Origin of the sequence: Pseudomonas sp. BAV 4579 (assembly GCF_009765395.1) — a bacterium.
In the GTDB taxonomy this organism is placed as follows: domain Bacteria; phylum Pseudomonadota; class Gammaproteobacteria; order Pseudomonadales; family Pseudomonadaceae; genus Chryseomonas; species Chryseomonas aestiva.
In genome coordinates this window covers 90,392-113,161 of the sequence record NZ_WHOV01000035.1, presented here as the reverse complement: position 1 = coordinate 113,161, position 22,770 = coordinate 90,392, and the positions used below count along the sequence as shown (strand labels likewise).

Genomic DNA, 22,770 nt, shown 5'->3' with positions numbered 1-22,770 from the left:
TACGCGGCCGCCAACCGGGTCACGCCGCCTTCCTGCTTGGAGAAGCCGATGGCGCTCGAACGCACCGACGTCGAAAAGATCGCTCACCTGGCCCGCCTGGGTCTCGATGAGGCGGATCTCGTCGCTACCACCGCCACCCTCAACGACATCCTCGGCCTCGTCGACCAGATGCAGGCCGTGGATACCACGGGTATCGCCCCCCTCGCCCACCCGCTGGAAGCCACCCAGCGCCTGCGACCCGACCAGGCCACCGAAGGCGACCGGCGCGAGCCCTACCAGGCCATCGCCCCGGCCGTGGAAGCCGGCCTGTACCTGGTTCCCAAGGTGATCGAGTGAGACACGACATGCATCAGCTGACCCTGACCGAAATCGCCGCCGCCCTGGCCGCCAAGGATTTTTCCGCCGAGGAACTGACCCGCGGCCTGCTGCAGCGGATCGAACAGCTCGCCCCCCGGCTCAACAGCTTCATCACCGTGACCCCCGACCAGGCGCTGGCCCAGGCGCGGGCTGCCGACGCCCGGCGCGCCGCCGGCGAAAACGGCGCCCTGCTCGGTGCGCCTCTCGCCCACAAGGATCTGTTCTGCACCCAGGGGGTGCTGACCAGCTGCGGCTCGAAGATCCTCACCGGCTTCAAGGCGCCCTATGACGCCACCGTGGTGGAGCGTCTGGCCGCGGCGGGCGCCGTCTCCCTCGGCAAGCTGAACATGGACGAATTCGCCATGGGTTCGGCCAACGAGTCCAGCCACTACGGCCCGGTGAAGAATCCCTGGGACGTCACCCGGGTACCGGGCGGCTCTTCCGGTGGCTCCGCCGCGGCCGTGGCCGCGCGCCTGCTGCCGGCCGCCACCGGCACCGACACCGGCGGCTCGATTCGCCAGCCGGCGGCCCTGACCAACCTCACCGGCATCAAGCCCACCTACGGCCGCGTCTCGCGCTGGGGCATGATCGCCTACGCCTCCAGCCTCGATCAGGGCGGCCCGCTGGCGCGCACGGCCGAGGATTGCGCCCTGCTGCTGCAGGCCATGGCCGGTTTCGACCCCAAGGACTCCACCAGCGTCGACCAGCCAGTGGACGACTACCAGGCGGCCCTGCAGCAGCCGCTGAGCGGCCTGCGCATCGGCCTGCCGCGGGAATACTTCGGTGCCGGCCTGGATGCCCGCATCGGCGAGAAGGTGCTGGCCGTGGTCGAGGCGCTGAAGAAGCTCGGCGCCACCGTCAAGGACATCTCGCTGCCCACCCTGCAGCACGCGATTCCGGCCTACTACGTCATCGCCCCGGCCGAAGCCAGTTCCAACCTGTCACGCTTCGACGGCGTGCGCTTCGGCTATCGCTGCGAGAATCCGGTCAACCTGGAAGATCTCTACAAGAGATCCCGTGGCGAAGGCTTCGGCGCCGAGGTGAAGCGCCGCATCATGGTCGGTACCTATGCCCTGTCGGCCGGCTACTACGATGCCTACTACCTCAAGGCCCAGCGCATCCGCCGGCTGATCAAGAACGACTTCGTCGCGGCCTTCGCCGAGGTCGACGTCATCCTCGGCCCGACCACGCCGAACCTGGCCTGGAAACTCGGCGAGAAGAGCAACGACCCGGTCTCCGCCTATCTCGAAGACCTCTACACCATCGCCGCCAACCTCGCCGGCATTCCCGGCCTGTCGATGCCGGCCGGCTTCGTCGACGGCCTGCCGGTGGGCGTGCAACTGCTCGGCAACTATTTCCAGGAAGGCCGTCTGCTCAACGTCGCCCACCAGTACCAGCAGGTCAGCGACTGGCATCGCCAGGCGCCGAGCGGCTTCTGAGGAAGGATAGAGACATGCAATGGGAAACCGTGATCGGGCTTGAGATCCACGCTCAGCTCAGCACCCAATCGAAGATTTTCTCCGGCAGCGCCACCAGCTTCGGCGCCGAGCCCAACGCCCACGCCAGCCTGGTCGACCTCGGCATGCCCGGCACCCTGCCGGTGCTCAACGCCGAGGCCGTGCGCATGGCCTGCAAGTTCGGCCTGGCCATCGATGCCGAGATCGCCGAGCGCAACGTCTTCGCGCGCAAGAACTACTTCTACCCGGACCTGCCCAAGGGCTACCAGACCAGCCAGATGGACCATCCTATCGTCGGCAAGGGGCACCTGGACATCACCCTGGAAGACGGCACCGTCAAGCGCATCGGCATCACCCGCGCGCACCTGGAAGAAGACGCCGGCAAGAGCCTGCACGAAGACTTCCACGGCATGAGCGGCATCGACCTGAACCGCGCTGGCACGCCGCTGCTGGAGATCGTCTCCGAACCGGACATCCGCAGCGCCAAGGAAGCCGTGGCCTACGTCAAGGCCATCCATGCCCTGGTGCGCTACCTGGGCATCTGCGACGGCAACATGGCCGAGGGTTCGCTGCGTTGCGACTGCAACGTCTCGGTACGCCCCAAGGGCCAGGAGGCCTTCGGCACCCGCGCCGAGATCAAGAACGTCAACTCCTTCCGCTTCATCGAGAAGGCCATCAACCACGAGGTCCAGCGCCAGATCGAATTGATCGAGGACGGCGGCACCGTGGTGCAGGAAACCCGCCTGTACGATCCCAACAAGGACGAGACCCGCTCCATGCGGAGCAAGGAAGAAGCCAACGACTACCGCTACTTCCCCTGCCCCGACCTCTTGCCGGTGGTGATCGAGCCGGCCTTCCTGGCCGAGGTGCGCAGTCAGCTGCCCGAGCTGCCGACCGAGAAGCGCGATCGCTTCCAGAGCGAGTACGGGCTGTCGGTCTATGACGCCAGCGTGCTGTCCGCCAGCCGCGAACTGGCCGACTACTTCGAGGAAGTCCAGCAGGTCAGCAGCGACGCCAAGCTGGCGGCCAACTGGGTGATGGGCGAATTGTCGAGCCTGCTCAACAAGCAGGACTTGGACATCGCCCAGGCGCCGGTGAGCGCGGCCCAACTGGGCGGCCTGATCCTGCGCATCAAGGACGACACCATCTCCGGCAAGATCGCCAAGATGGTGTTCGAGGCGCTGGCCGCCGGCGAAGGCGCGAGTGCCGATGCCATCATCGAAGCCAAGGGTCTCAAGCAGGTCACCGACAGCGGCGCCATCGAGGCGATGCTGGACGAGGTCCTGGCCGCCAACGCCGCCCAGGTCGAGCAGTACCGCGCCAGCGACGAAGCCAAGCGCGGCAAGATGTTCGGCTTCTTCGTCGGCCAGGCCATGAAGGCCTCCAAGGGCAAGGCCAACCCCGGCCAGGTCAACCAGCTGCTCAAGCAGAAGCTGGAAGGCTGACGGCAGTCGCACGGGGTTACGGACCGGGGCTGACAGCCTCGGTGCGAGCCCTTAAGCTGCTGCCGGTCGTTTTGCCAGGAGGCATCGAGATGCATCGGATCCACCGTGCCGGACTGCTGTCGCTGATCCTGCTGTTCGCCGGTTGCGCCAGTCAGGAAAGCTTCCCGCCCACGCTGTCCTCCAGTGCTGCCCATGACTATCAGGACACCGGCATGGCGTCCTTCTACTCCAAGTGGCACGCCGGGCGCCGCACCGCCAGCGGCGAGAAATACGATCCCGGCGCCCTGACCGCGGCCCATCGCACCCTGCCCTTCGGCACCCGGGTCCAGGTCACCAACCTGGCCAATGGCCGCAGCGTGGTGGTGCGCATCAACGATCGTGGCCCGACGGTTCGTCGACGCCTGATCGACCTGTCGCGCAGCGCGGCCGATCGGCTCGACATGGTGGCCGACGGCACCTCCCGGGTCAGCATCCGCAGCCTCGACTGATAAGGGCGCTAGCCCTGACAGGCCGGGGCATAGGCCCACAGCAGCCGCGGCGGTGTCGCAGCGAGCTGGCGGGCGATGGACGCATAGCGCGGGTCGAGCAGACTGGCCGACCAGTACAGGTTTCTGGCGCCCCGGGGATCCCAGGGACCCGCATAGCCGGGCAGACCGGCCTGGGCACGCTGCACATCGAAGCGTACCGTCGTCTTGCGGAATTCCTCATGGCTGCGCTGGCCTTGCGCATAGGGCAGCAGCCAGTCGAGCGCCCTGGCCAGGGTCTGGCCTTCAGCGCCTGGCACGTGCAACCAGTCCTCGCCGCGACCCTGGGCCACCGCCGCCGCCAGCACCAGAGGTTCGAGGTCGTAGACGACATAGTGCAGGGCATCGCGCTCGCCGAAGTCCAGCACCTCGCCATCGGGCTTGAGATTGACCGACAGCTGCGCCACGAAGGCCGCCCGCGCCCGGGCGAACAGCGCCGGATCATCCAGCGCGCCAGCGGCCAGGGTCGCCAGCTTGATCCTGTGACTCTGCCAGTTGTTGCTCCAGACCCCGTGGGCATCCCCCCGATGCGCCGCCATCTGCTGCAGATAACCCTCGGCCAGGGTCTTGATGAAGGCGCGGGAACGCCGAGCCGTCGCGGCGGGCAGATCCGCCGCGGTCAGCTGATAGGCGACGATGAGATTGCTCAGATTGGTCTCGTCGATGGGCTGGAACCTGGGCCGATACCCTGGCAGCCAGGCATCGAGATAGCTGGCCAGGCGCGCCAGGGCCGCGGCATCGCGATTGTCCCGCCAGGCCAGCGCCAGATCGAGCATGTAGCCGAAATCCCGTACCGCCGCGGCGGACTGGTCGTGGCTGCCGGTATGCGGCAGGGTGCCTGCGGTATGGATGACCGGCAGCGCCTGGGGTCCGGCCGCGGGAGGACGACTGACCGCCTGCGCCAGCGCCGCGGCCGAGGGCGGTCTTGCCGCCAGGCAGGTCGTGTGTCCGGGGACTGCAGCCAGGGCGAGATACAGCAGGGCGGCGCTCATGGCGGGGACCTCCAAGCGAAGGGTTGCTCAGAAAGGGCTGGAGCACCACCCTGCCCGGCTTCGCGAGCAGAGGCGCTGAGCTGCTCAGCCTCGCACCTAGTCCTTAGCGATGGCTTAAGCCGGTCGCTGCCCGCAGCCTGCTGCCCAACCCTGGCGAGTGGGCAAAAAAAAGCCCGCGACCAAGCGACTGGCCGCGGGTTGTGCAACGGGAGGAGAGGTGCCGGAGCACCTCCCGGGTAGCAGATGTTACTGCGGACCGAGCTTGTCCATCAGCGCGGCCAGCTGCTCGTATTCGTCCCGCTTGAGATCGGTCAGCGGGGTCCGCACCGGACCGGCATCGTAGCCGGCGATCTTGGCGCCAGCCTTGACGATGCTGACGGCATAGCCGGCGCAACGGTTGCGGATTTCCAGATACGGCAGGAAGAAGTCGTCGATCAGCTTGCCGACCGCCTCGTGATCGTCACGGGCGATGGCTTCGTAGAATTGCACGGCGGTCTTGGGCACGAAGTTGAACACGGCCGAGGAATAGACCGGTACGCCCAGCGCCTTGTAGGCGGCGGCATAGACTTCGGCGGTGGGCAGGCCGCCCAGGTAGCTGAAGCGATCGCCCAGGCGACGGCGGATGGCGACCATCAGTTCGATGTCACCCAAACCGTCCTTGTAGCCGATCAGATTCGGGCAGCGCTCGGCCAGTTGCTCCAGGTGATGGGGCTGCAGGCGGCAGACGTTGCGGTTGTAGACCACCACGCCGATCTTGACCGACTTGCAGACGGCTTCGACATGGGCGGCCACGCCGTCCTGGCTGGCTTCGGTCAGGTAGTGCGGCAGCAGCAGCAGGCCCTTGGCGCCCAGACGCTCGGCTTCCTGGGCATAGGCGATGGCCTGGCGGGTGGAGCCACCGACCCCGGCGAGGATCGGCACGCTGCCCTGGCAGGTGTCCACCGCGGTCTTGATGACGCCGCTGTATTCGCTGGCTTCCAGCGAGAAGAACTCACCGGTGCCGCCGGCGGCGAACAGCGCGGTCGCGCCGTAGGGGGCCAGCCACTCCAGACGCTTGGCATAGGTGTCGGGACGGAAGTCGCCGTTGGCATCGAAATCGGTCAGCGGGAAGGACAGCAGACCGGAAGAGAGGACGTGTTTGAGTTCTTGTGGAGTCATCTTGAGTGCCTCGGCATAGGTTGGACTGAGGTGCGGCAGGCCCGCTACCTGTTGTAAGTCATCGTACAACCTCTTTTGTGGAAGGGGCAAGCCCCAACCAGAAAAATGCTCCTCAAGACGCTCCAGCCCTGTTTCAGACCTCTTCCGCCTGACGCTCCATTTCTTCGTGGGCGCGTCTCAGGCGTTCGCGGCTGTTGCTCAGGTGCAGTCGCATGGCGGCGCGAGCCGCTTCCAGGTTGCCGTCTTCGATGGCCTGGACGATGGCTTCGTGCTCGGCATCCAGACGGCGCTGGTAGAGCTGCTGGTCATCGTGGGCGAGATAGGCGGAATTGAGGCGGGTCCGGGGAATCAGCACCGTGCCCAGGTAGCTCATGATGTCGCTGAAATAGCGATTGCCGGTCGAGCTGGCGATCAGCAAGTGCAGCTCCAGGTCGGCGCTCACCGCACGATCGGGCCCTTCGACGCCGGTACGCATGGCTTCCAGCAATGCCCACATGGCCTGCAGTTGTTCGGCCGAGCGGCGCTGGGCGGCCAGGCCGGCGGCCTCGACTTCCAGGCTGATGCGCAACTCGAGCATCGCCAGCACGTCCTTGAGGGTGGTGATGGTGGCCGGGTCGATCGGCAGCGGCGACTCGGGGCGCCGCTCCAGCACGAAGGTGCCGATGCCGTGGCGAGTCTCCACATAGCCACCGGCCTGCAGTCGGGAAATGGCCTCGCGCACCACGGTGCGGCTCACGCCCTGGGCCTGCATGATGGCCGACTCGGTGGGAAGCTTGTCGCCAGGCTGGAATTGGCCGTCGCCGATCTGCTGAATAAGCACTCCGACGACCTCTTCTGCCAGGCTACGGGGTCTTTTTCGGGGGCGGGATACGGTGGATGCTGACATGGATTCTCGTACCGATTGAAGGGACTCTGGAATCATAGCACCCCCCTCTTCCCAAACGCCCGATTTAGACCGCTTAGTCCATATCAGGATGCCTCGCCAACCGCTCTAGGACGCAACTCTTGCCCCTCCAGCAGCAGGTGGCGACGGTGGTAGGCGCGCAGACTCGGACGATGGCCGACGCTGACCAGGGTCAGGCCGGGGTTCTCCGCCAGCAGGCGCTCATAGAGCGCGCGCTCGTCCGCTTCGCTCAGCGCCGAGCTGGCTTCGTCGAGAAACAGCCAGTCGGGGGCATAGAGCAGCGCCCGGGCCAGGGCGACGCGCTGCTGCTCGCCCGGCGACAGGGTACGTTCCCAATGACGGCTTTCGTCGAGGTGCTCCACCAGCTGGTCCAGGCGACAGTGCCGCAGGACTTCGGTCAGGCGCTCGTCGGTATAGGCCGCCACGGGTTGCGGATAGGCCAGGGCTTCGCGCAGGGTGCCAATGGGCAGATAGGGCTGCTGCGGCAGGAACAGCTGGCGCCCCGGCGGTACGGCGATACCGCCCTGCCCTTGTCGCCAGAGTCCGGCGAGGGCGCGCAACAGGGTGCTCTTGCCACTGCCGGAGGCACCTTCGATCAGCAGGTGTTCGCCACGGGCGATACGCAGATCGGTGGGATGCAGCAGCAAGCGGCCGGCGGCACCCAGGGAGAGCCCTTCCAGGATCACGTCGCTGCTACTGGCATGGGGGACCAGGATATCGGTCTCCTGGCTGAATTCGGCCATGGTCTCGCGGAAGGTCAGCAGACGGTCGGACACCGCGCGCCAGCCGGCCAGGCTGACATAGGCGTCGACGAACCAGCTGAGACTTTCCTGGACGTTGCCGAAGGCCGAGTTGATCTGCATCAGGTCGCCCAGCTGGATCTTGCCGGAGAAATAGCGCGGCGCCGCCAGCACGAAGCCGGCGATGATGGCGATCTGGCTGTAGCCGGCGGTGAAGAAGGTCAGCCGCTTGGTGTAGTTCATCACCAGATGGTAGTTGCCCCAGACATAGCCGAAGCGATCCAGCAGGCGCCGATGTTCGTTGGCTTCGCCGCGGAACAGCGCCACGCTCTCGGCCTTCTCGCGAACGCGGATCAGGCCGAAGCGCAGGTCGGCCTCATAGCGTTGCTGCTGGTTGTACAGACCGATCAGCCGCCGGCCGATCAGATGGGTCAGCCAGGTACCGACGGTGGCGTAGATCAGCGCCGCCCAGAACATGTAGGCCGGGATGGTGATGCCGAACAGGGTGATGTCGCCGGAGATGCCGAACAGGATGACGCTGAAGGACACCAGGCTGACCACGGTACGGATGAAGCCCAGCCCCAGGCTCAGGGTGGTGTCGGCGAAGTCGCGGATGTCTTCGGTGAGGCGCTGGTCGGGGTTGTCGGCGCCGCCTTCGCGTTCCAGCTGGTAGTAGTTGCGATCCGACAGCCAGAGGCCAAAGTGCTTTTCGGTCAGCCAGCGCCGCCAGTTGATGGTCAGCGCCTGGGTCAGATAGAGGCGGTACACGGCCAGCAGGATGGCGGTGGCGGCCAGTCCGCAGAAATACAGCATCAGCCGGATGAAGGCGGCCAGATCACGATTCTGCAGGGCATCGTAGAAGTAGCGGTACCAGGTGTTCAGGGCCACCGACAGGCCGACCCCGGCCAGGGACAGGGCGATGACCACGGACAGCAGGAGCCAGGCCTTGCCTTTCTCTTCGCTGCGCCAGTAGGGGGTGATCAGGGCCCAGACGCGGGCCAGGAAATGCCCACGGGAAGCCCCATAGACGGAGGGCACGGGTACGGCGGATTCGGACATGCTCGGACTCTCAAGGACTGCTCAAGGAGACGCCTGCACAGCCTATGCCGGAAAGCCTGAACGAATTCTGACTGAAACAATGTAACAGTTTGTCGCCCACGAAGGTCGTGGGCGATGGCGAGAAGAAAGAGCCCGTTCAAGGTCGCGCGAGCTAGAGTCAAACAAGGCAAAAAGACCTGAGGAAGCGGATCGGACCCGCGCTCGGGTCTACGAGTGGTACATGAGCCTGCCGAAGGTTTTTCAACGCTAGTTGGCCGACGCGCAGCCGACGTTGAATAGCTTCTCAGCGGCGGACCGGGCGCTTCTGCAGCTTGCGCTGCAGGGTCCGGCGGTGCATGCCCAGGGCGCGCGCGGTCGCCGAGATGTTGCCTTCGTGCTCGGACAGCACCCGCTGGATGTGTTCCCACTGCAGGCGGTCCACCGACATGGGATTGTCCGGCACCAGGGTATCCAGATCGGCGTGCTGGGCGAGCAGGCCGGCCAGGACGTCGTCGGCATCGGCCGGCTTGCACAGGTAGTTGGTGGCGCCGCGCTTGATGGCTTCAACCGCGGTGGCGATGCTGGAATAGCCGGTGAGGATCACCACGCGCATCTCTGGATGCAGCTCCAGCAGCTGGGGCAGCAGCACCAGCCCCGAGTCGCCTTCCATCTTCAGGTCGAGCACGGCGTAGTCCGGCAGGTCTTCCTTGGCCAGTTGCAGGCCTTCCTCGGCGCTGTCGGCGATGGACACGCGCAGACCGCGGCGGTCCATGGCGCGGGCCATCACCCGGGTAAAGGTGGGATCGTCGTCGACCAGCAGGATGTGGGGCTGGTCGTCGAAACCGCTGTTGAGGTCGTCAGTCATAGTATTCTCCAGGCATTCACGCCAGGGCGTAGTGCCGCGGCAGGCGCAATTCGGTCAGGGTGCCGCCTTCTTCGTGATTGTAGAGCTTCACCGTGCCGCCGGCGCGGGTGACGCTGGCCTGGCTGAGGAACAGGCCCAGGCCGAAGCCCTTGCCCTTGGTGGTAAAGAAGGGCTTGCCGAGCTGCTCGGCGATGGCCAGGGGCACTCCGGCGCCGTGGTCGCGAATCGACAGGCACAGTTCGCGGGCGTCCCAGTGCAGACGGATGGCCAGGTTTTCCGGGCAGGCGTCGGCGGCGTTGTTGAGTAGATTCAGCAGTGCCTGGGTAAGTTCGACCGGCGGCGTCAGGCGCGGCGGCGTGCCCAGACTGACCACATCGAAGCTGTAGGTGGCTTCCGGTCGCATCAGGTGCCAGCGATCCATGGTCGCCTCCAGCCACTCCACGGCGGTCTGCTCCTGCACCGTCTGGCGGCGGTCCGCTTCGGCGGCGCGCACCAGTTGCTGCAGGGTCTGCTTGCACTGCCCGACCTGAGCCTGCAACAGCGCCAGATCTTCGCTCAGGGTCGGCTGATTACCGTATTCCTGCTGCAGCTCCTTGAGCAGCACGCTCATGGTGGACAGCGGCGTGCTCAATTCGTGGGCGGCACCGGCGGCCTGGGTGGCCACGGCCAGCAGTTGCTGATCGCGCATGGCCTGTTCGCGGCGCTGGGCCTGCAGATTCTCCTGTTCGCGCAGGGCGGTGGCCATGCGCGCGACGAACAGGGTGATGACGGCGGCGGACAGGGCGAAGCTCAGCCACATGCCGTAGCTGAGCACCGCGCCGTCATTGGCCACCAGCAGATGCAGCGGCTCGTAGGACAGCAGCATCAGCGAGAAGACCGCCAGGGTCAGGGCCGCCAGCACCAGGGTATAGAGCCAGGGCAGCGTGGCCGCGGCGATGGTCAGGGGCACCAGGTAATAGGAGGCGAAGGGGTTGGTCGGACCGCCGGCGAAATACAGCAGGGCGCTGTGGATGGCCAGGTCGCAGCCCAGATGCGCGGCGTACTCCTGCTCGGTGACCGGCCAGGGGCGGGTCAGCCGCAGGGCGGCGAACAGGCAGAGCACCGCCGAGACGCCCAGGGTGATGGCCAGGGCCGTCCAGGGCAGCTGGACGATGCCCGACAGCCGGGCGATACCCACCGAGCCGGCCTGGGCGGCCAGTACCAGCACGCGGATAAGGACCAGGCGCCCGAGATTCTGGCGATTGGCGGACAACCATTGAACGGGCAAGGAGAACATGCGAGGTTCCAGGCGCAAGAAACGATCAAGACGGCAGTCCCGAGGGACCTGCCGGTCAGAGCAGACTTGGCATTATAGCGATGGGTATCCGTCCGCAGCCGCCGACGCGGCAAAGCGACGCACCATCCGCCGGGTCCGCGGTCACACCGCTTTCGTACTGCCAACCAGGAGAACACCATGACCCCTTCCCTACGTCCGCTCGTGCTGGGCGCCGCCCTGTTCAGTACCCTGCTCGCCACCGGCGCCCAGGCCGACGAAGCGCGCTACAACCAGATCAGCCTGAGGGCCGAGGTCAGTCGTGAGGTGCCGCGCGACCGCATGCAGGTCATGCTCTACACCGAAAGCCAGGGCCAGGATCCGGCGGCCCTGGCCAGCGACACCACCAAGACCCTCAACGCCGCCCTGGAACAGGCGCGCAAGGTCGCCGGCGTGGACGTCTCCCTGGGCAATCGCAACACCTACCCGGTCTACGAAGACCAGGGCCGCGCCATCAACGCCTGGCGCGAGCGCGGCGAACTGCGCCTGGAAAGCGCCGACTTCGCGGCCCTGTCCAAGCTGACCGGTGAGTTGCTGGGCAACCTGAAGATGGGCAACCTGCAGTTCACCATTGCCGATGGCACCCGCAAGCAGCAGGAGGATGCCCTGTTCAAGGACGCCGTGGCCGCCTTCAAGGCGCGCGCCCAGCTGGCCACCGAAGCCCTGGGTGGCTCGGGCTACCGCATCGTCAACCTGGACCTGGGCACCAGTGGCGTACCCCAGCCGCTGCCGATGCTGCGCATGTCGGCGATGAAGGCCGCCAGCGATGCCGTGACTCCGGACGTCGCCCCCGGTACCACCACCGTCGAAGTGACCGCGGGCGGTACCATCGAAGTACAGATGCCCTGATCTAGGGCAGAAAAGTAACAACGCTGTTTCGGTGCGCACTTTTGGTGCGCACCGCCTTCCCGTTGAGATACCTCGTCTTACATCTTTGCGACATCTGTTTCCTGTTTGGGTCGCTCAGGGTCAATAGCTCGCCTGAGCTATGGACATGGGCATAAGCTGTGCATGTGGGCTCATCTGTCCACAAGACATCGGCATTCTGTTTCGCAACGCCACATCGTGTTGCGCCGTCCCCGACATGAGGTCTCCATGCACAAGAACGTACTCGCTGCCCTCTTCGCTTCCGGTCTGCTGGCCGGCGCACCCCTGGCCCAGGCAACCAACCTGGTGTTCTGCTCCGAAGGCAGCCCGGCCGGTTTCGATCCGGCGCAATACACCACGGGCACCGACTTCGATGCGTCGGCGGAAACCATCTTCAACAAGCTGACCCAGTTCGAGCGCGGCGGTACCCAGGTCAAGCCGGGTCTGGCGGAGAGCTGGGACATCAGCGAAGACGGCAAGGTGTACACCTTCCATCTGCGCAAGGGCGTGAAATTCCACACCACGGACTACTTCAAGCCGACCCGCGACTTCGATGCCGATGACGTCCTCTTCACCTTCCAGCGCATGCTGGACAAGGACAATCCGTTCCGTAAGGCCTACCCCACCGAATTCCCCTACTTCACCGACATGGGCCTCGACCAGAACATCGCCAAGGTGGAAAAGGTCGACGACTACACGGTGCGCATGACCCTCAACGAAGTGGACGCCGCCTTCCTGCAGAACCTGGCGATGCCCTTCCCGTCGATCCAATCGGCCGAATACGCCGACAAGCTGCTCAAGGCCGGCAAGGCTGCCGAGATCAACCAGAAGCCGATCGGCACCGGTCCCTTCGTCTTCAGCCGCTACCAGAAGGATGCGGTGATCCGCTACAAGGCCAACCCGGACTACTGGGACAAGGTCGATGGGCCCAAGGTGGACAACCTGATCTTCTCCATCAACACCGATCCCTCGGTACGGATGCAGAAGCTCAAGGCCGGCGAGTGCCAGATCACCGTCTATCCGCGCCCGGCGGACCTGGACGGCCTGAAGAAGGACCCGAATCTCAAGCTGCCCTCGCAGCCGGGCTTCAACCTGGGCTACATCTCCTACAACACCCAGCACGGCGACCTGGGCAACCTGAAGGTACGTCAGGCACTGGACATGGCCGTCAACAAGCAGGCCATCATCAACGCCGTCTACCAGGGTGCCGGCCAGGTGGCGGTCAATGCCATGCCGCCGACCCAGTGGTCCTACGACAAATCCATCAAGGACGCGCCCTACGATCCGGAAAAGGCCAAGGCCCTGCTCAAGGAAGCCGGCTTCAAGGAAGGCACCGAATTCACCCTCTGGGCCATGCCGGTGCAGCGCCCCTATAACCCCAACGCCCGTCTGATGGCGGAAATCCTGCAACAGGACTGGGCCAAGATCGGCGTCAAGACCAAGATCGTCAGCTACGAATGGGGCGAGTACAACAAGCGCGCCAAGGCCGGCGAGCACGACATCATGCTGATCGGCTGGAGCGGCGACAACGGTGACCCGGACAACTGGCTGGCGACCCTCTTCGGCTGCAACGCCATCGGCGGCAACAACTATTCCCGCTGGTGCTACAAGCCGTTCGACGATCTGGTGGTCAAGGCCAAGCGCGTGACCGACCAGGGCGAGCGCACCAAGCTCTACGAACAGGCCCAGCAGGTGCTCAAGCAGCAGGTGCCCATGACGCCCATCGCGCATTCCACGGTCTACATGCCGATGCGCAAGGAAGTCCAGGACTACAAGATCAGCCCCTTCGGGTTGAACGAGTTCTACGGCGTCAGCGTCAGCAAGTGAAGCCTGTTGGCCAGGGCCGGGAGCCAGACTCCCGGCCCTGGCCGTTCATTTGACTGATGGAGTGAAACCCATGCGCCTTCCCTACGCCTACTCGTTGCTGGCGGCGAGCCTGCTCGCCTGTGCTCCGCTCGCCCAGGCGGCGAGCAATCTCGTCTATTGCTCGGAAGCCAGCCCGGCCGGTTTCGATCCGGCGCAATACACCTCGGGCACCGAATTCGATGCCTCCGCGGAAACCGTCTTCAACCGCCTGGTGCAGTTCCAGCGTGGCGGTACCACCCTGGAGCCGGGCCTGGCGACCCAATGGGACGTGAGCGCGGATGGCAGGACCTATACCTTCCACCTGCGCCAGGGCGTGAAATTCCATACCACCGACTACTTCAAGCCCACCCGCGACTTCACTGCCGACGACGTGGTCTTCACCTTCCAGCGCATGCTCGACAAGGAGCAGCCGTTCCGTAAGGCCTACCCCACGGAATTTCCCTACTTCACCGACATGGGGCTGGACCAGAACATCGCCAAGGTGGCCAAGGTCGACGACCACACCGTGGTCTTCACCCTGAACCAGGTCGATGCCGCCTTCGCCGCCGACCTGGCCATGAGCTTCGCCTCCATCCAGTCGGCGGAGTACGCCGCGCAGTTGCTCAAGGAGGGTAAGCCCGAACTGCTCAACCAGCAGCCCATCGGCACCGGCCCCTTTGTCTTCAGCCGCTACCAGAAGGATGCGGTGATCCGCTTCAAGGGCAATCCGGACTACTGGAAGCCCGAGGACGTCAAGCTCGACAACCTGATCTTCGCCATCACCCCCGACGCCGCCACCCGCCTGCAGAAGCTCAAGGCCAACGAGTGCCAGGTGAGTGGTTATGCGCGTCCGGCGGATCTGGTGGAGATGAAGCAGGATGCCAACCTCAAGGTCCTGCAGCAGCCGGGCTTCAACGTCGGCTTTCTCGCCTACAACGTCCAGCACCCACCGCTGGACAAGCCCGAGGTGCGGCGTGCCCTGGACATGGCCATCAACAAGCAGGCCATCGTCGACACCGTGTTCCAGGGCGCCGGCCAGGTCGCGCAGAACGTGATCCCGCCGAATCAGTGGTCCTACGACAAAAATATCAAGGGCGCGCCCTACGATCCGGAAAAGGCCAAGGCCCTGCTCAAGCAGGCGGGGATCAAGGACGGCACCGAGATCGCGCTCTGGGCCATGACGGTGCAGCGCGCCTCCAATCCCAACGCCCGCCAGTCGGCGCAGATGATCCAGCAGGACTGGGCCAAGGTCGGCATCAAGGCCAAGATCGTCAGCTACGAATGGGGCGAATACATCAAGCGCGCCAAGGCGGGCGAACACGATGTGCTGACCTATGGCTGGACCGGCGACAACGGCGATCCGGACAACTGGCTGGGCGTGCTCTATGGCTGCAGCGCCATCGGCGGCAGCAACTATGCGCGCTGGTGCGACAAGGACTACGACGCCCTCATCCAGAAGGCCAAGACCAGCAACGATCGCGCCGAACGCACCCGGCTCTACGAGCAGGCGCAACAGCTCATTCGCCAGCAGATGCCGGTGAGCCCCATGGCCCACTCGGTGGTGTCCCAGCCCATGCGCAAAGAAGTGCAGGGCTTCAAGATCAACCCCTTCGGCGTCACCGGTTTCTATGGTGTAAGCCTCGACCGCTGACCCTGTCCGGTCCGCCCTGCGGGCCTTCACGAGGAGCCTTCCGTGTCCAAACCGCTATTCTCGCTGTCCCTCGCCGCCCTCCTCTGCCTGACGGCCAATGCCGCCCTGGCACGCCCCCTGGTGGTCTGCACCGAGGCCAATCCGGAAGGCTTCGATCCGGGTCGCTACACCTCCGGCTATACCTTCAACGCCTCGGCCACCCCGCTGTACAACCGCCTGGTGGAATTCAAGCAGGGCACCGCCGAGCTGGAGCCGGGCCTGGCCGAAAGCTGGGAGGTCTCCCCCGATGGTCTGCAGTACACCTTCGCCCTGCGCCAGGGGGTGAAATTCCACACCACCGACTACTTCAAGCCGACGCGTGATTTCAACGCCGACGACGTGGTGTTCAGCTTCGAGCGCATGCTCGACAAGAATAATCCCTGGTACAACCTCTCCCCCAGCGGCTATCCCTATGCGGCGGCCATGGAGATGGGCACCCTGATCAAGTCCATCGACAAGGTGGACGACAGCCACGTGCGCTTCACCCTCAACCAGCCCGAGGCGCCCTTCCTCGCCGACCTGGCCATGGCCTTCGGTTCGATCCTGTCCAAGGAATACGCCGACAGCCTGCTGGCCAGCAAGAAGACCGACGACATCAACCAGAAGCCCATCGGCACCGGTCCCTTCGTCTTCCAGCGTTATGCCAAGGATTCCAACACCCGCTACAAGGTCAATCCGGACTACTTCGGCAAGAAGCCGCAGATGGATGGCCTGGTGCTGGCGGTGACCCTGGACCCCAATGTGCGCATCCAGCGGGTACGCAACAACGAGTGCCAGATCGGCCTGACGGTGAAACCGCAGGACGTGCCGATGCTCAAGCAGGACAAGAGCCTCAAGCTGGCCCAGGTGGAAAGCCAGACCACCTCCTACCTGGCGTTGAACACCAGGAACAAGGCGCTGAGCGACGTGCGCGTACGCCAGGCCATCGCCATGGCCTTCGATCAGCAGAACTACCTGAAGACGGTGTTCGGCGAAGGCGGCGCCAAGGCGGCGATCAATCCCTATCCCTCTTCGCTGCTGGGCTACGCCAAGGACATCAAACCCTGGCCCCATGACGTGGAGAAGGCCAAGGCGCTGCTCAAGGAAGCCGGCTACGCCGATGGCTTCACCCTCAAGTACTACATCAGCACCGGTACCGGCCCGGGCGGCAGTCCGGCCCTGGTGGCCCAGCTGATCCAGGGCGACCTGGCCAAGATCGGCATCAAGGCCGAGATCACCCAGTTCGAGTGGGGCGAGTTCGTCAAGCGCACCAAGGCCGGCGAGCACGACCTGATGATGATGAGCTGGACCGGTGACAACGGGGATCCGGACAACTTCCTCACCACCAACCTGAGCTGCGCCGCGGTACAGGGCGGCGAGAACCGCTCGTTCTGGTGCGACAAGGCGTTCAACGAGGCCATCGAAAAGGCCAAGCGCATCAACGACCCGGCCCAGCGTACCGCGCTCTACGAGCAGGCCCAGCAGATCTTCCACCAGCAGATGCCCTGGATTCCGCTGGCGTACCCGCTGTTCACCGATGTCCTGCAACCCAAGGTGAAGGGCTATGTGCAGAGTCCGCTGGGGGTCTACGACTTCTCCACGGTGACCCTCGACTGATCGGCAACTGATGCCGTAAGCGACCGGGCCCGGGCGGCCCGTCCCCTCGACCTTTCCCGCCTCGCGCCGTGTTTCGGCGCGACGGGATCGGCCGTGGCGGAAAACGCCCAGATAACAGAAAAAACGACCGCTTTGGAGCACATCTGATGACCAACGTCCACCGGGGATGCCTCGCCCTCTCCCTGCTCACCCTGGCCCTGACCGCCCACGCCCAGTCCCCGGCGCCGGAAGATCCCAGCTACGCCAACGAGGTCCAGACCCTGCCCAACGTGCAGAAGCCGGTGAAGGGCCAGGCAGGCGCCCAGGGCTTTTTCGCCGATGACAGCCTGACCCTGACCACGCGCAACTTCTTTGCCCGCGAGACCAGCTCCGATCCGATCTTCAGCTACAGCAAGAACGGCACCCGGGTGCGCACCCACTCGCGCAATACCTGGGTCCAGGCCACGGCGCTCAAGTACAGCTCCGGCTACACCCAGGGCCCGGTGGGCTTCGGCATCGACGTGGCCGGCTATCAGGCCACCAACCTGGAGCGGGGCAAGGGTCAGATCGGTGGCGGCGGCAACCGCACCCTGGCCAACGCCGAGGGCGAGGGCCATGCCGAGTGGTCCAAGCTGGGCATCGCCGATGCGCGCTTCCGCGTCTCCAACACCGAGCTCAAGCTCGGCCGGTTCATGCTCGACACCCCGGTGATCAGCTACAACGACAACCGGCCCTTCCCCTCCGGTTTCGACGGTTTCGCCCTGACCAGCGATGAATGGGACAACCTCTCGCTGCAGGGTGGCAGCTTCACCCGCGTCAGTCCGCGGACCGGTGCCGGCGACGAGAAGTGGACCACCGAGTACGGTACCCGCGAGGTCACCGCCGACCGCCTGAGCTTTCTCGGCGGCAACTACAAGCTGCCCCAGGGCTGGGAAGTCAGCGTCTATGGCGCCAACTTCGAGGACGTCTGGAATCAGTACTTCCTGAGCATCACCCAGGCCGGCGGTTCGCTCGATACCTTCGCCTGGAAGGCGGTGGCCAACGCCTATCGCACCGTCGACGCCGGCAGCGCCAAGGCCGGCGACATCGACAACACCGCCTGGAGCCTGGCGTTCACCGGCAGCCACCAGGCCCACAGCCTGACCCTGGCCTACCAGCAGATCGACGGCAACGAGTACTTCGACTACGCCCACGAGACCGCGGCCATCTACCTGGCCAACTCCCTGGTCTCGGACTACAACGGCCCCAACGAGAAGTCGCTGCAGATCCGCTACGAGACCGACTGGAGCTACTTCGGCGTGCCCGGCCTGAGCACCGGCGTCTGGTACGCCAAGGGCTGGGACATCGACGGCACCCACTACGATGCCGGCGCCGGCAAGTACGCCAACTATGCCGAGGTCCTGCAGCAGGATGGCGAGAAGCACCATGAGATCGGCCTGGTCACCACCTACAAGGTGCAGCAGGGCGCGCTCAAGGACAGTCGCTTCCGCCTGCTGCTGACCGATCACCGCGCCAGCCAGAACCAGGTCGACGGCAACGTCAAGGAATTGCGCCTGGTCTCCACCCTGCCGTTCAACCTGCTGTCATGGCAGGCCCCGGCGGCTTCCACGCAGTGTCCGGCATCTGGCCGGGATCGCGTCGCGAACACCGGCGAAGCCCGGGCCGTGTCGAGGATATCGACGCCCGTGGCAACGTGGTAGTCTGCCGGGTTTGGAGCCTTGGCCCAGAGCGCTCTTCGAACCTATTCGTAGGACCGAACGAGCCTGCTGTCCGCAGGTGTCGTTCGTTGCGGACCAGGATGGTCTCTTCAGGGATGAATCCGGACCCACAAGGTCTGAGAGTCAGATCAAAAGCTCATTAGCTTTTGCGCGGGCTCTCACTTAAAAACGCGGCCGGGCATGTACTCGCGCCGTCTTGATCAGCCTCAAGAGGAGATACCCCCTCCGATGCTCGCCTTCATCGCCCGTCGCTTCGGGCTGCTGATACCGACGTTCTTTGGCGTCACCCTGCTGACCTTCGCCCTGATCCGCCTCATCCCCGGCGATCCGGTGGAGGTCATGATGGGCGAACGCCGCGTCGATCCGCAGATGCACGCCGAAGCCATGCACCGCCTGGGCCTCGACAAGCCCCTGTACCAGCAGTATTTCGACTACATCGGCAACCTTGCCCAGGGCAACCTCGGCGAATCCCTGCGCAGTCGTGTCGGGGTCTGGGACGAATTCCTGACCCTGTTCCCGGCCACCCTGGAACTCTCGGTGGCGGCCATGCTGTTCGCCACGGTCTTCGGTGTGCTGGCCGGCATCATCGCCGCCCTCAGGCGCGGCACCACGGTGGACCACGGGGTGATGGGCGTGGCCCTGACCGGCTATTCGATGCCGATCTTCTGGTGGGGCCTGCTGCTGATCATGCTGTTCTCCGTGCAGCTCGGCTGGACCCCGGTTTCCGGTCGCCTGGACCTGCTCTACGACATCCCGCCACGCACCGGCTTCATGCTCATCGACACCCTGCTCTCCGACGAGCCCGGCGCCTTCGTCGATGCCCTCAAGCACCTGATCCTGCCGGCCATCGTGGTGGGCACCATTCCCCTGGCGGTGATCGCCCGCATGACCCGCTCGGCCATGCTCGAAGTGTTGCGTGAGGACTATGTGCGCACCGCCCGCGCCAAGGGCCTGTCGCCGGGGCGGGTGGTCTTCGTCCACGCCCTGCGCAACGCCCTGATCCCGGTGCTGACGGTGCTCGGCCTGCAGGTCGGCAGCCTGCTCTCCGGCGCGGTGCTCACCGAGACCATCTTTTCCTGGCCCGGCATCGGCAAGTGGCTGATCGAGGCCATCGGCGCCCGGGACTATCCGGTGGTGCAGAACGGCATCCTGCTGATCGCCACCCTGGTCATCCTGGTCAATTTCGTCGTGGACATCCTCTACGGCCTGGTCAATCCGCGCATCCGCCACCAGCGTTGATGCGCCCATACGGACAGAGCCTATGACAACGGTAAACACCCCGGCCGCTCAAGACCCGAGCGCCCTCTATCCCTCTCCCTTCAAGGAGTTCTGGCACGCCTTCGCCCGCAACAAGGGCGCCCTCGGCGGGCTGATCTTCATGGTCATCGTGGTGTTCTGCGCGCTCTTCGCGCCCTGGGTCGCACCCCATACGCCCAGCGAGCAGTTCCGCGACTTCATGCTCACCCCGCCGCTGTGGCTGGACGGGGGCAACAGCCAGTTCCCCCTGGGCACCGACGAGCTGGGGCGTGACCTGCTCAGCCGGCTGATCCATGGCGCCCGGCTGTCGCTGCTGATCGGCCTGGCCTCGGTGGTCTTCTCGCTGATCCCCGGCATCCTGCTCGGGCTGGTCGCCGGCTTCTCGCCCAACCGCGCCGGTCCGGTGATCATGCGCCTGATGGACATCATGCTGGCGCTGCCCTCGCTGCTGCTGGCCGTGGCCATCGTCGCCATTCTCGGCCCAGGCCTGATCAACACCGTGGTGGCCATCGCCATCGTCTCGCTGCCCTCCTATGTCCGCCTGACCCGCGCCGCGGTGATGGGCGAACTGCACCGCGACTACGTCACCGCCTCGCGGCTGGCCGGCGCCGGTACCCTGCGGCTGATGTTCGTCAGCGTGCTGCCCAACTGCATGGCGCCGCTGATCGTCCAGGCCACCCTGAGCTTTTCCTCGGCGATCCTCGATGCCGCCGCCCTGGGCTTCCTCGGCCTCGGCGTACAGCCGCCCACCCCCGAGTGGGGCACCATGCTGGCCTCGGCCCGCGACTACATCGAGCGCGCCTGGTGGGTGGTGACCCTGCCGGGTCTCGCCATCCTCTTCACCGTGCTGGCCATCAACCTGATGGGCGACGGCCTGCGCGATGCCCTCGATCCGCGTCTGAAGGTGCAGTCATGAGCCTCCTCGAAATCCAGAACCTCTCGGTGCGCTTCGGCGGCACCGACGCCCCGCCGGTGGTGGAAGGCCTCGATCTCACGGTGGATCAGGGCGAAATCGTCGCCATCGTCGGTGAATCCGGCTCCGGCAAGTCGGTGACCATGATGGCCGTGATGGGCCTGGTCGATCACCCCGGCCGCATCACCGCCGACCGCCTGGCCTTCGACGGCCAGGACCTGCTCAGCCTCAAGGGTCGCCGCCGGCGGCACCTGATCGGCAAGGAGCTGTCGATGGTCTTCCAGGACCCGATGACGGCGCTCAACCCCAGCTACACCGTGGGCTTCCAGCTGGAAGAGGTGATCCGTCAGCACCTGGGCCTCAAGGGTCGCGCCGCTCGCCAGCGCGCCCTGGAATTGCTGGAAAAGGTCGAGATTCCGGCCGCGGCCAGTCGCCTCGGCGCCTATCCGCACCAGCTGTCCGGGGGCATGAGCCAGCGCGTCGCCATCGCTATGGCCATCGCCGCCGAACCGCGCCTGCTGATCGCCGACGAACCCACCACCGCGCTGGACGTGACCATCCAGGCGCAGATCATGGAACTGCTGGTCAATCTGCAGCGCGACGAGGGCATGGGGCTGATCCTCATCACCCACGACCTCGCCGTGGTGGCCGAGACCGCCCAGCGCGTGGTGGTGATGTATGCCGGCCAGGCGGTGGAGAAAGGCGTGGTACCGACCCTGTTCGACGCCCCCGCGCACCCCTACACCGAAGCCCTGCTGGCGGCCATTCCCGAGCATAGCCAGACGGACCGCCTGCACACCCTGCCCGGCATCGTGCCCGGTCGCTACGACCGTCCCGCCGGCTGCCTGCTGAGCCCGCGCTGCCCCTATGTGCAGCCGCGCTGCCAGGAGCGCCCGGCGCTGGAGCCCTACGACCGTGGTGCGGTGCGCTGCTTCTTCCCGCGCAACGTCGCCCCGGGCGAGGCGCCTACGGTGCTGCCCGAACATCAACGTCCCAGCCAGTTGCCGGAGGATCGCCATGGCGCCGTCTGAAGCCACCGTCCTCGCCCGCTCCACTCCCCCGGAGCAGGCGCCCGAGCACCTCGTGCTCGAAGCCAAGGGCCTGACCCAGCACTATCAAATCTCCCGCGGCCTGTTCAAGGACAACGCCACGGTCAAGGCGCTCAACGGCGTCTCCTTCGACCTGCAGGCCGGGCGCACCCTGGCCGTGGTGGGTGAGTCGGGTTGTGGCAAGTCGACCCTGGCCCGCGCCCTGACCCTGATCGAGCAGCCCACCGCCGGCAGCCTGGTCATCGGCGGCCAGGACGTGGCCACGGCCGACACCGCCCGGCGCAAGGAACTGCGCCGCGAAGTGCAGATGGTGTTCCAGAATCCCTATGCCTCGCTCAATCCACGGCGCAAGATCGGCGACCAGCTGGCCGAGCCGCTGCAGATCAACACCAGCCTCTCCCGCACCGAAAGGCGCGAGAAGGTGCAGGCGATGATGCAGCAGGTGGGTCTGCGGCCCGAGCACTACCAGCGCTATCCGCACATGTTCTCCGGTGGCCAGCGCCAGCGCATCGCCGTGGCCCGCGCCATGATGCTGCAGCCCAAGGTGCTGGTGGCGGACGAACCGACCTCGGCGCTGGACGTGTCCATCCAGGCGCAGGTGCTCAACCTGTTCATGGATCTGCAGCAGCAGTACCGGACCGCCTATGTGTTCATCTCCCACAACCTCTCGGTGGTGCGCCACATCGCCGATGAAGTGATGGTGATGTACCTCGGCTGCATCGTCGAAAAGACCAGTCGCGACCTGCTGTTCCAGCGGCCCCTGCATCCCTATACCCAGATGCTGCTGTCAGCCACCCCGAGTCTGCACCCGGACCCGAGCAAGCCGCGCATCCGCATCCAGGGCGAATTGCCCAACCCGCTGGATCCGCCACCCGGTTGCGTCTTCCACCGCCGTTGCCCCTATGCGACGGAGAAGTGCAAGACCGAGGTCCCGGCGTTGCGCAACGTGGAAGCCCGCCAGGTGGCCTGCCACTATGCGGAGAACTTTATCTAGCTGGAAAAGCTGATCGCGGCCATGGACCGCTCCTACAGGGTGTACCGTAACCTGTAGGAGCGGTCGCTAC

19 protein-coding genes are annotated in these 22,770 nt (G+C 65.5%); 13 read left to right on the top strand and 6 right to left on the bottom strand.

The window, feature by feature from the left end; all coding sequences use genetic code 11:
• The first annotated feature begins 48 nt into the window (after positions 1–48).
• From gatC to GSQ95_RS09785, 4 genes are all read left to right on the top strand, one after another.
• Positions 49–336, top strand: a complete 288-nt coding sequence (gatC, locus tag GSQ95_RS09800) for an Asp-tRNA(Asn)/Glu-tRNA(Gln) amidotransferase subunit GatC (RefSeq protein ID WP_158892207.1) — start codon at positions 49–51, stop codon at positions 334–336.
• An 8-nt stretch (positions 337–344) separates the two neighbouring features.
• On the top strand, positions 345–1,796 hold the full coding sequence (gene gatA, locus GSQ95_RS09795) for an Asp-tRNA(Asn)/Glu-tRNA(Gln) amidotransferase subunit GatA (protein ID WP_158892205.1): 1,452 nt from the start codon (positions 345–347) through the stop codon (positions 1,794–1,796).
• Positions 1,797–1,810: 14 nt separating this feature from the next.
• Complete coding sequence (gene gatB, locus GSQ95_RS09790) at positions 1,811–3,259, top strand: Asp-tRNA(Asn)/Glu-tRNA(Gln) amidotransferase subunit GatB (RefSeq protein ID WP_158892203.1); 1,449 nt, start codon at positions 1,811–1,813, stop codon at positions 3,257–3,259.
• A gap of 89 nt (positions 3,260–3,348) precedes the next feature.
• Positions 3,349–3,747 (top strand): septal ring lytic transglycosylase RlpA family protein, encoded by a 399-nt coding sequence (locus tag GSQ95_RS09785; protein WP_158892201.1) that lies wholly within the window; start codon positions 3,349–3,351, stop codon positions 3,745–3,747.
• Positions 3,748–3,755: 8 nt separating this feature from the next.
• Here the strand turns inward: GSQ95_RS09785 and GSQ95_RS09780 are convergent, their stop codons facing one another.
• From GSQ95_RS09780 to GSQ95_RS09755, 6 genes are all read right to left on the bottom strand, one after another.
• Entirely contained in the window at positions 3,756–4,775 is a 1,020-nt protein-coding gene (locus tag GSQ95_RS09780) for an alginate lyase family protein (protein WP_158892199.1), read from the bottom strand.
• A 246-nt stretch (positions 4,776–5,021) separates the two neighbouring features.
• On the bottom strand, positions 5,022–5,933 hold the full coding sequence (gene kdgD / locus GSQ95_RS09775) for a 5-dehydro-4-deoxyglucarate dehydratase (protein WP_133859859.1): 912 nt from the start codon (positions 5,931–5,933) through the stop codon (positions 5,022–5,024).
• Between the two features lie 133 nt (positions 5,934–6,066).
• Positions 6,067–6,819: a FadR/GntR family transcriptional regulator gene (locus tag GSQ95_RS09770; protein ID WP_178118406.1), complete on the bottom strand. Its 753-nt coding sequence runs from the start codon at positions 6,817–6,819 to the stop codon at positions 6,067–6,069.
• An 83-nt stretch (positions 6,820–6,902) separates the two neighbouring features.
• Entirely contained in the window at positions 6,903–8,636 is a 1,734-nt protein-coding gene (locus GSQ95_RS09765; RefSeq protein WP_158892197.1) for an ABC transporter ATP-binding protein/permease, read from the bottom strand.
• Positions 8,637–8,919: 283 nt separating this feature from the next.
• The gene (locus GSQ95_RS09760; RefSeq protein WP_007159542.1) at positions 8,920–9,480 is read right to left on the bottom strand and encodes a response regulator transcription factor; all 561 of its coding nucleotides are present in this window, start codon (positions 9,478–9,480) and stop codon (positions 8,920–8,922) included.
• A gap of 16 nt (positions 9,481–9,496) precedes the next feature.
• Entirely contained in the window at positions 9,497–10,756 is a 1,260-nt protein-coding gene (locus GSQ95_RS09755) for an ATP-binding protein (RefSeq protein WP_158892195.1), read from the bottom strand.
• 177 nt (positions 10,757–10,933) lie between these two features.
• On the opposite strand from GSQ95_RS09755, the gene GSQ95_RS09750 reads away from it, so the two are divergent.
• The 9 genes from GSQ95_RS09750 to GSQ95_RS09710 all read left to right on the top strand — a co-directional run bounded on the left by GSQ95_RS09750 (position 10,934) and on the right by GSQ95_RS09710 (position 22,700).
• Positions 10,934–11,641, top strand: a complete 708-nt coding sequence (locus GSQ95_RS09750) for an SIMPL domain-containing protein (RefSeq protein ID WP_158892193.1) — start codon at positions 10,934–10,936, stop codon at positions 11,639–11,641.
• Positions 11,642–11,887: 246 nt separating this feature from the next.
• On the top strand, positions 11,888–13,486 hold the full coding sequence (locus GSQ95_RS09745; RefSeq protein WP_158892191.1) for an ABC transporter substrate-binding protein: 1,599 nt from the start codon (positions 11,888–11,890) through the stop codon (positions 13,484–13,486).
• A gap of 70 nt (positions 13,487–13,556) precedes the next feature.
• On the top strand, positions 13,557–15,155 hold the full coding sequence (locus GSQ95_RS09740; protein ID WP_158892189.1) for an ABC transporter substrate-binding protein: 1,599 nt from the start codon (positions 13,557–13,559) through the stop codon (positions 15,153–15,155).
• 42 nt (positions 15,156–15,197) lie between these two features.
• On the top strand, positions 15,198–16,790 hold the full coding sequence (locus GSQ95_RS09735; protein ID WP_158892187.1) for an ABC transporter substrate-binding protein: 1,593 nt from the start codon (positions 15,198–15,200) through the stop codon (positions 16,788–16,790).
• A 146-nt stretch (positions 16,791–16,936) separates the two neighbouring features.
• Complete coding sequence (locus tag GSQ95_RS09730; RefSeq protein ID WP_256664536.1) at positions 16,937–18,469, top strand: OprD family outer membrane porin; 1,533 nt, start codon at positions 16,937–16,939, stop codon at positions 18,467–18,469.
• 246 nt (positions 18,470–18,715) lie between these two features.
• Positions 18,716–19,726, top strand: a complete 1,011-nt coding sequence (locus tag GSQ95_RS09725; protein WP_133859866.1) for an ABC transporter permease subunit — start codon at positions 18,716–18,718, stop codon at positions 19,724–19,726.
• Between the two features lie 22 nt (positions 19,727–19,748).
• Complete coding sequence (locus tag GSQ95_RS09720) at positions 19,749–20,660, top strand: ABC transporter permease subunit (RefSeq protein ID WP_158892185.1); 912 nt, start codon at positions 19,749–19,751, stop codon at positions 20,658–20,660.
• Positions 20,657–21,688: an ABC transporter ATP-binding protein gene (locus GSQ95_RS09715; protein ID WP_158892183.1), complete on the top strand. Its 1,032-nt coding sequence runs from the start codon at positions 20,657–20,659 to the stop codon at positions 21,686–21,688. Before GSQ95_RS09720 ends, GSQ95_RS09715 begins: the two co-directional genes overlap by 4 nt.
• Entirely contained in the window at positions 21,675–22,700 is a 1,026-nt protein-coding gene (locus GSQ95_RS09710; protein WP_158892182.1) for a peptide ABC transporter ATP-binding protein, read from the top strand. The genes GSQ95_RS09715 and GSQ95_RS09710 overlap by 14 nt, the downstream gene beginning before the upstream one ends.
• The last annotated feature ends 70 nt before the right edge of the window (positions 22,701–22,770 follow it).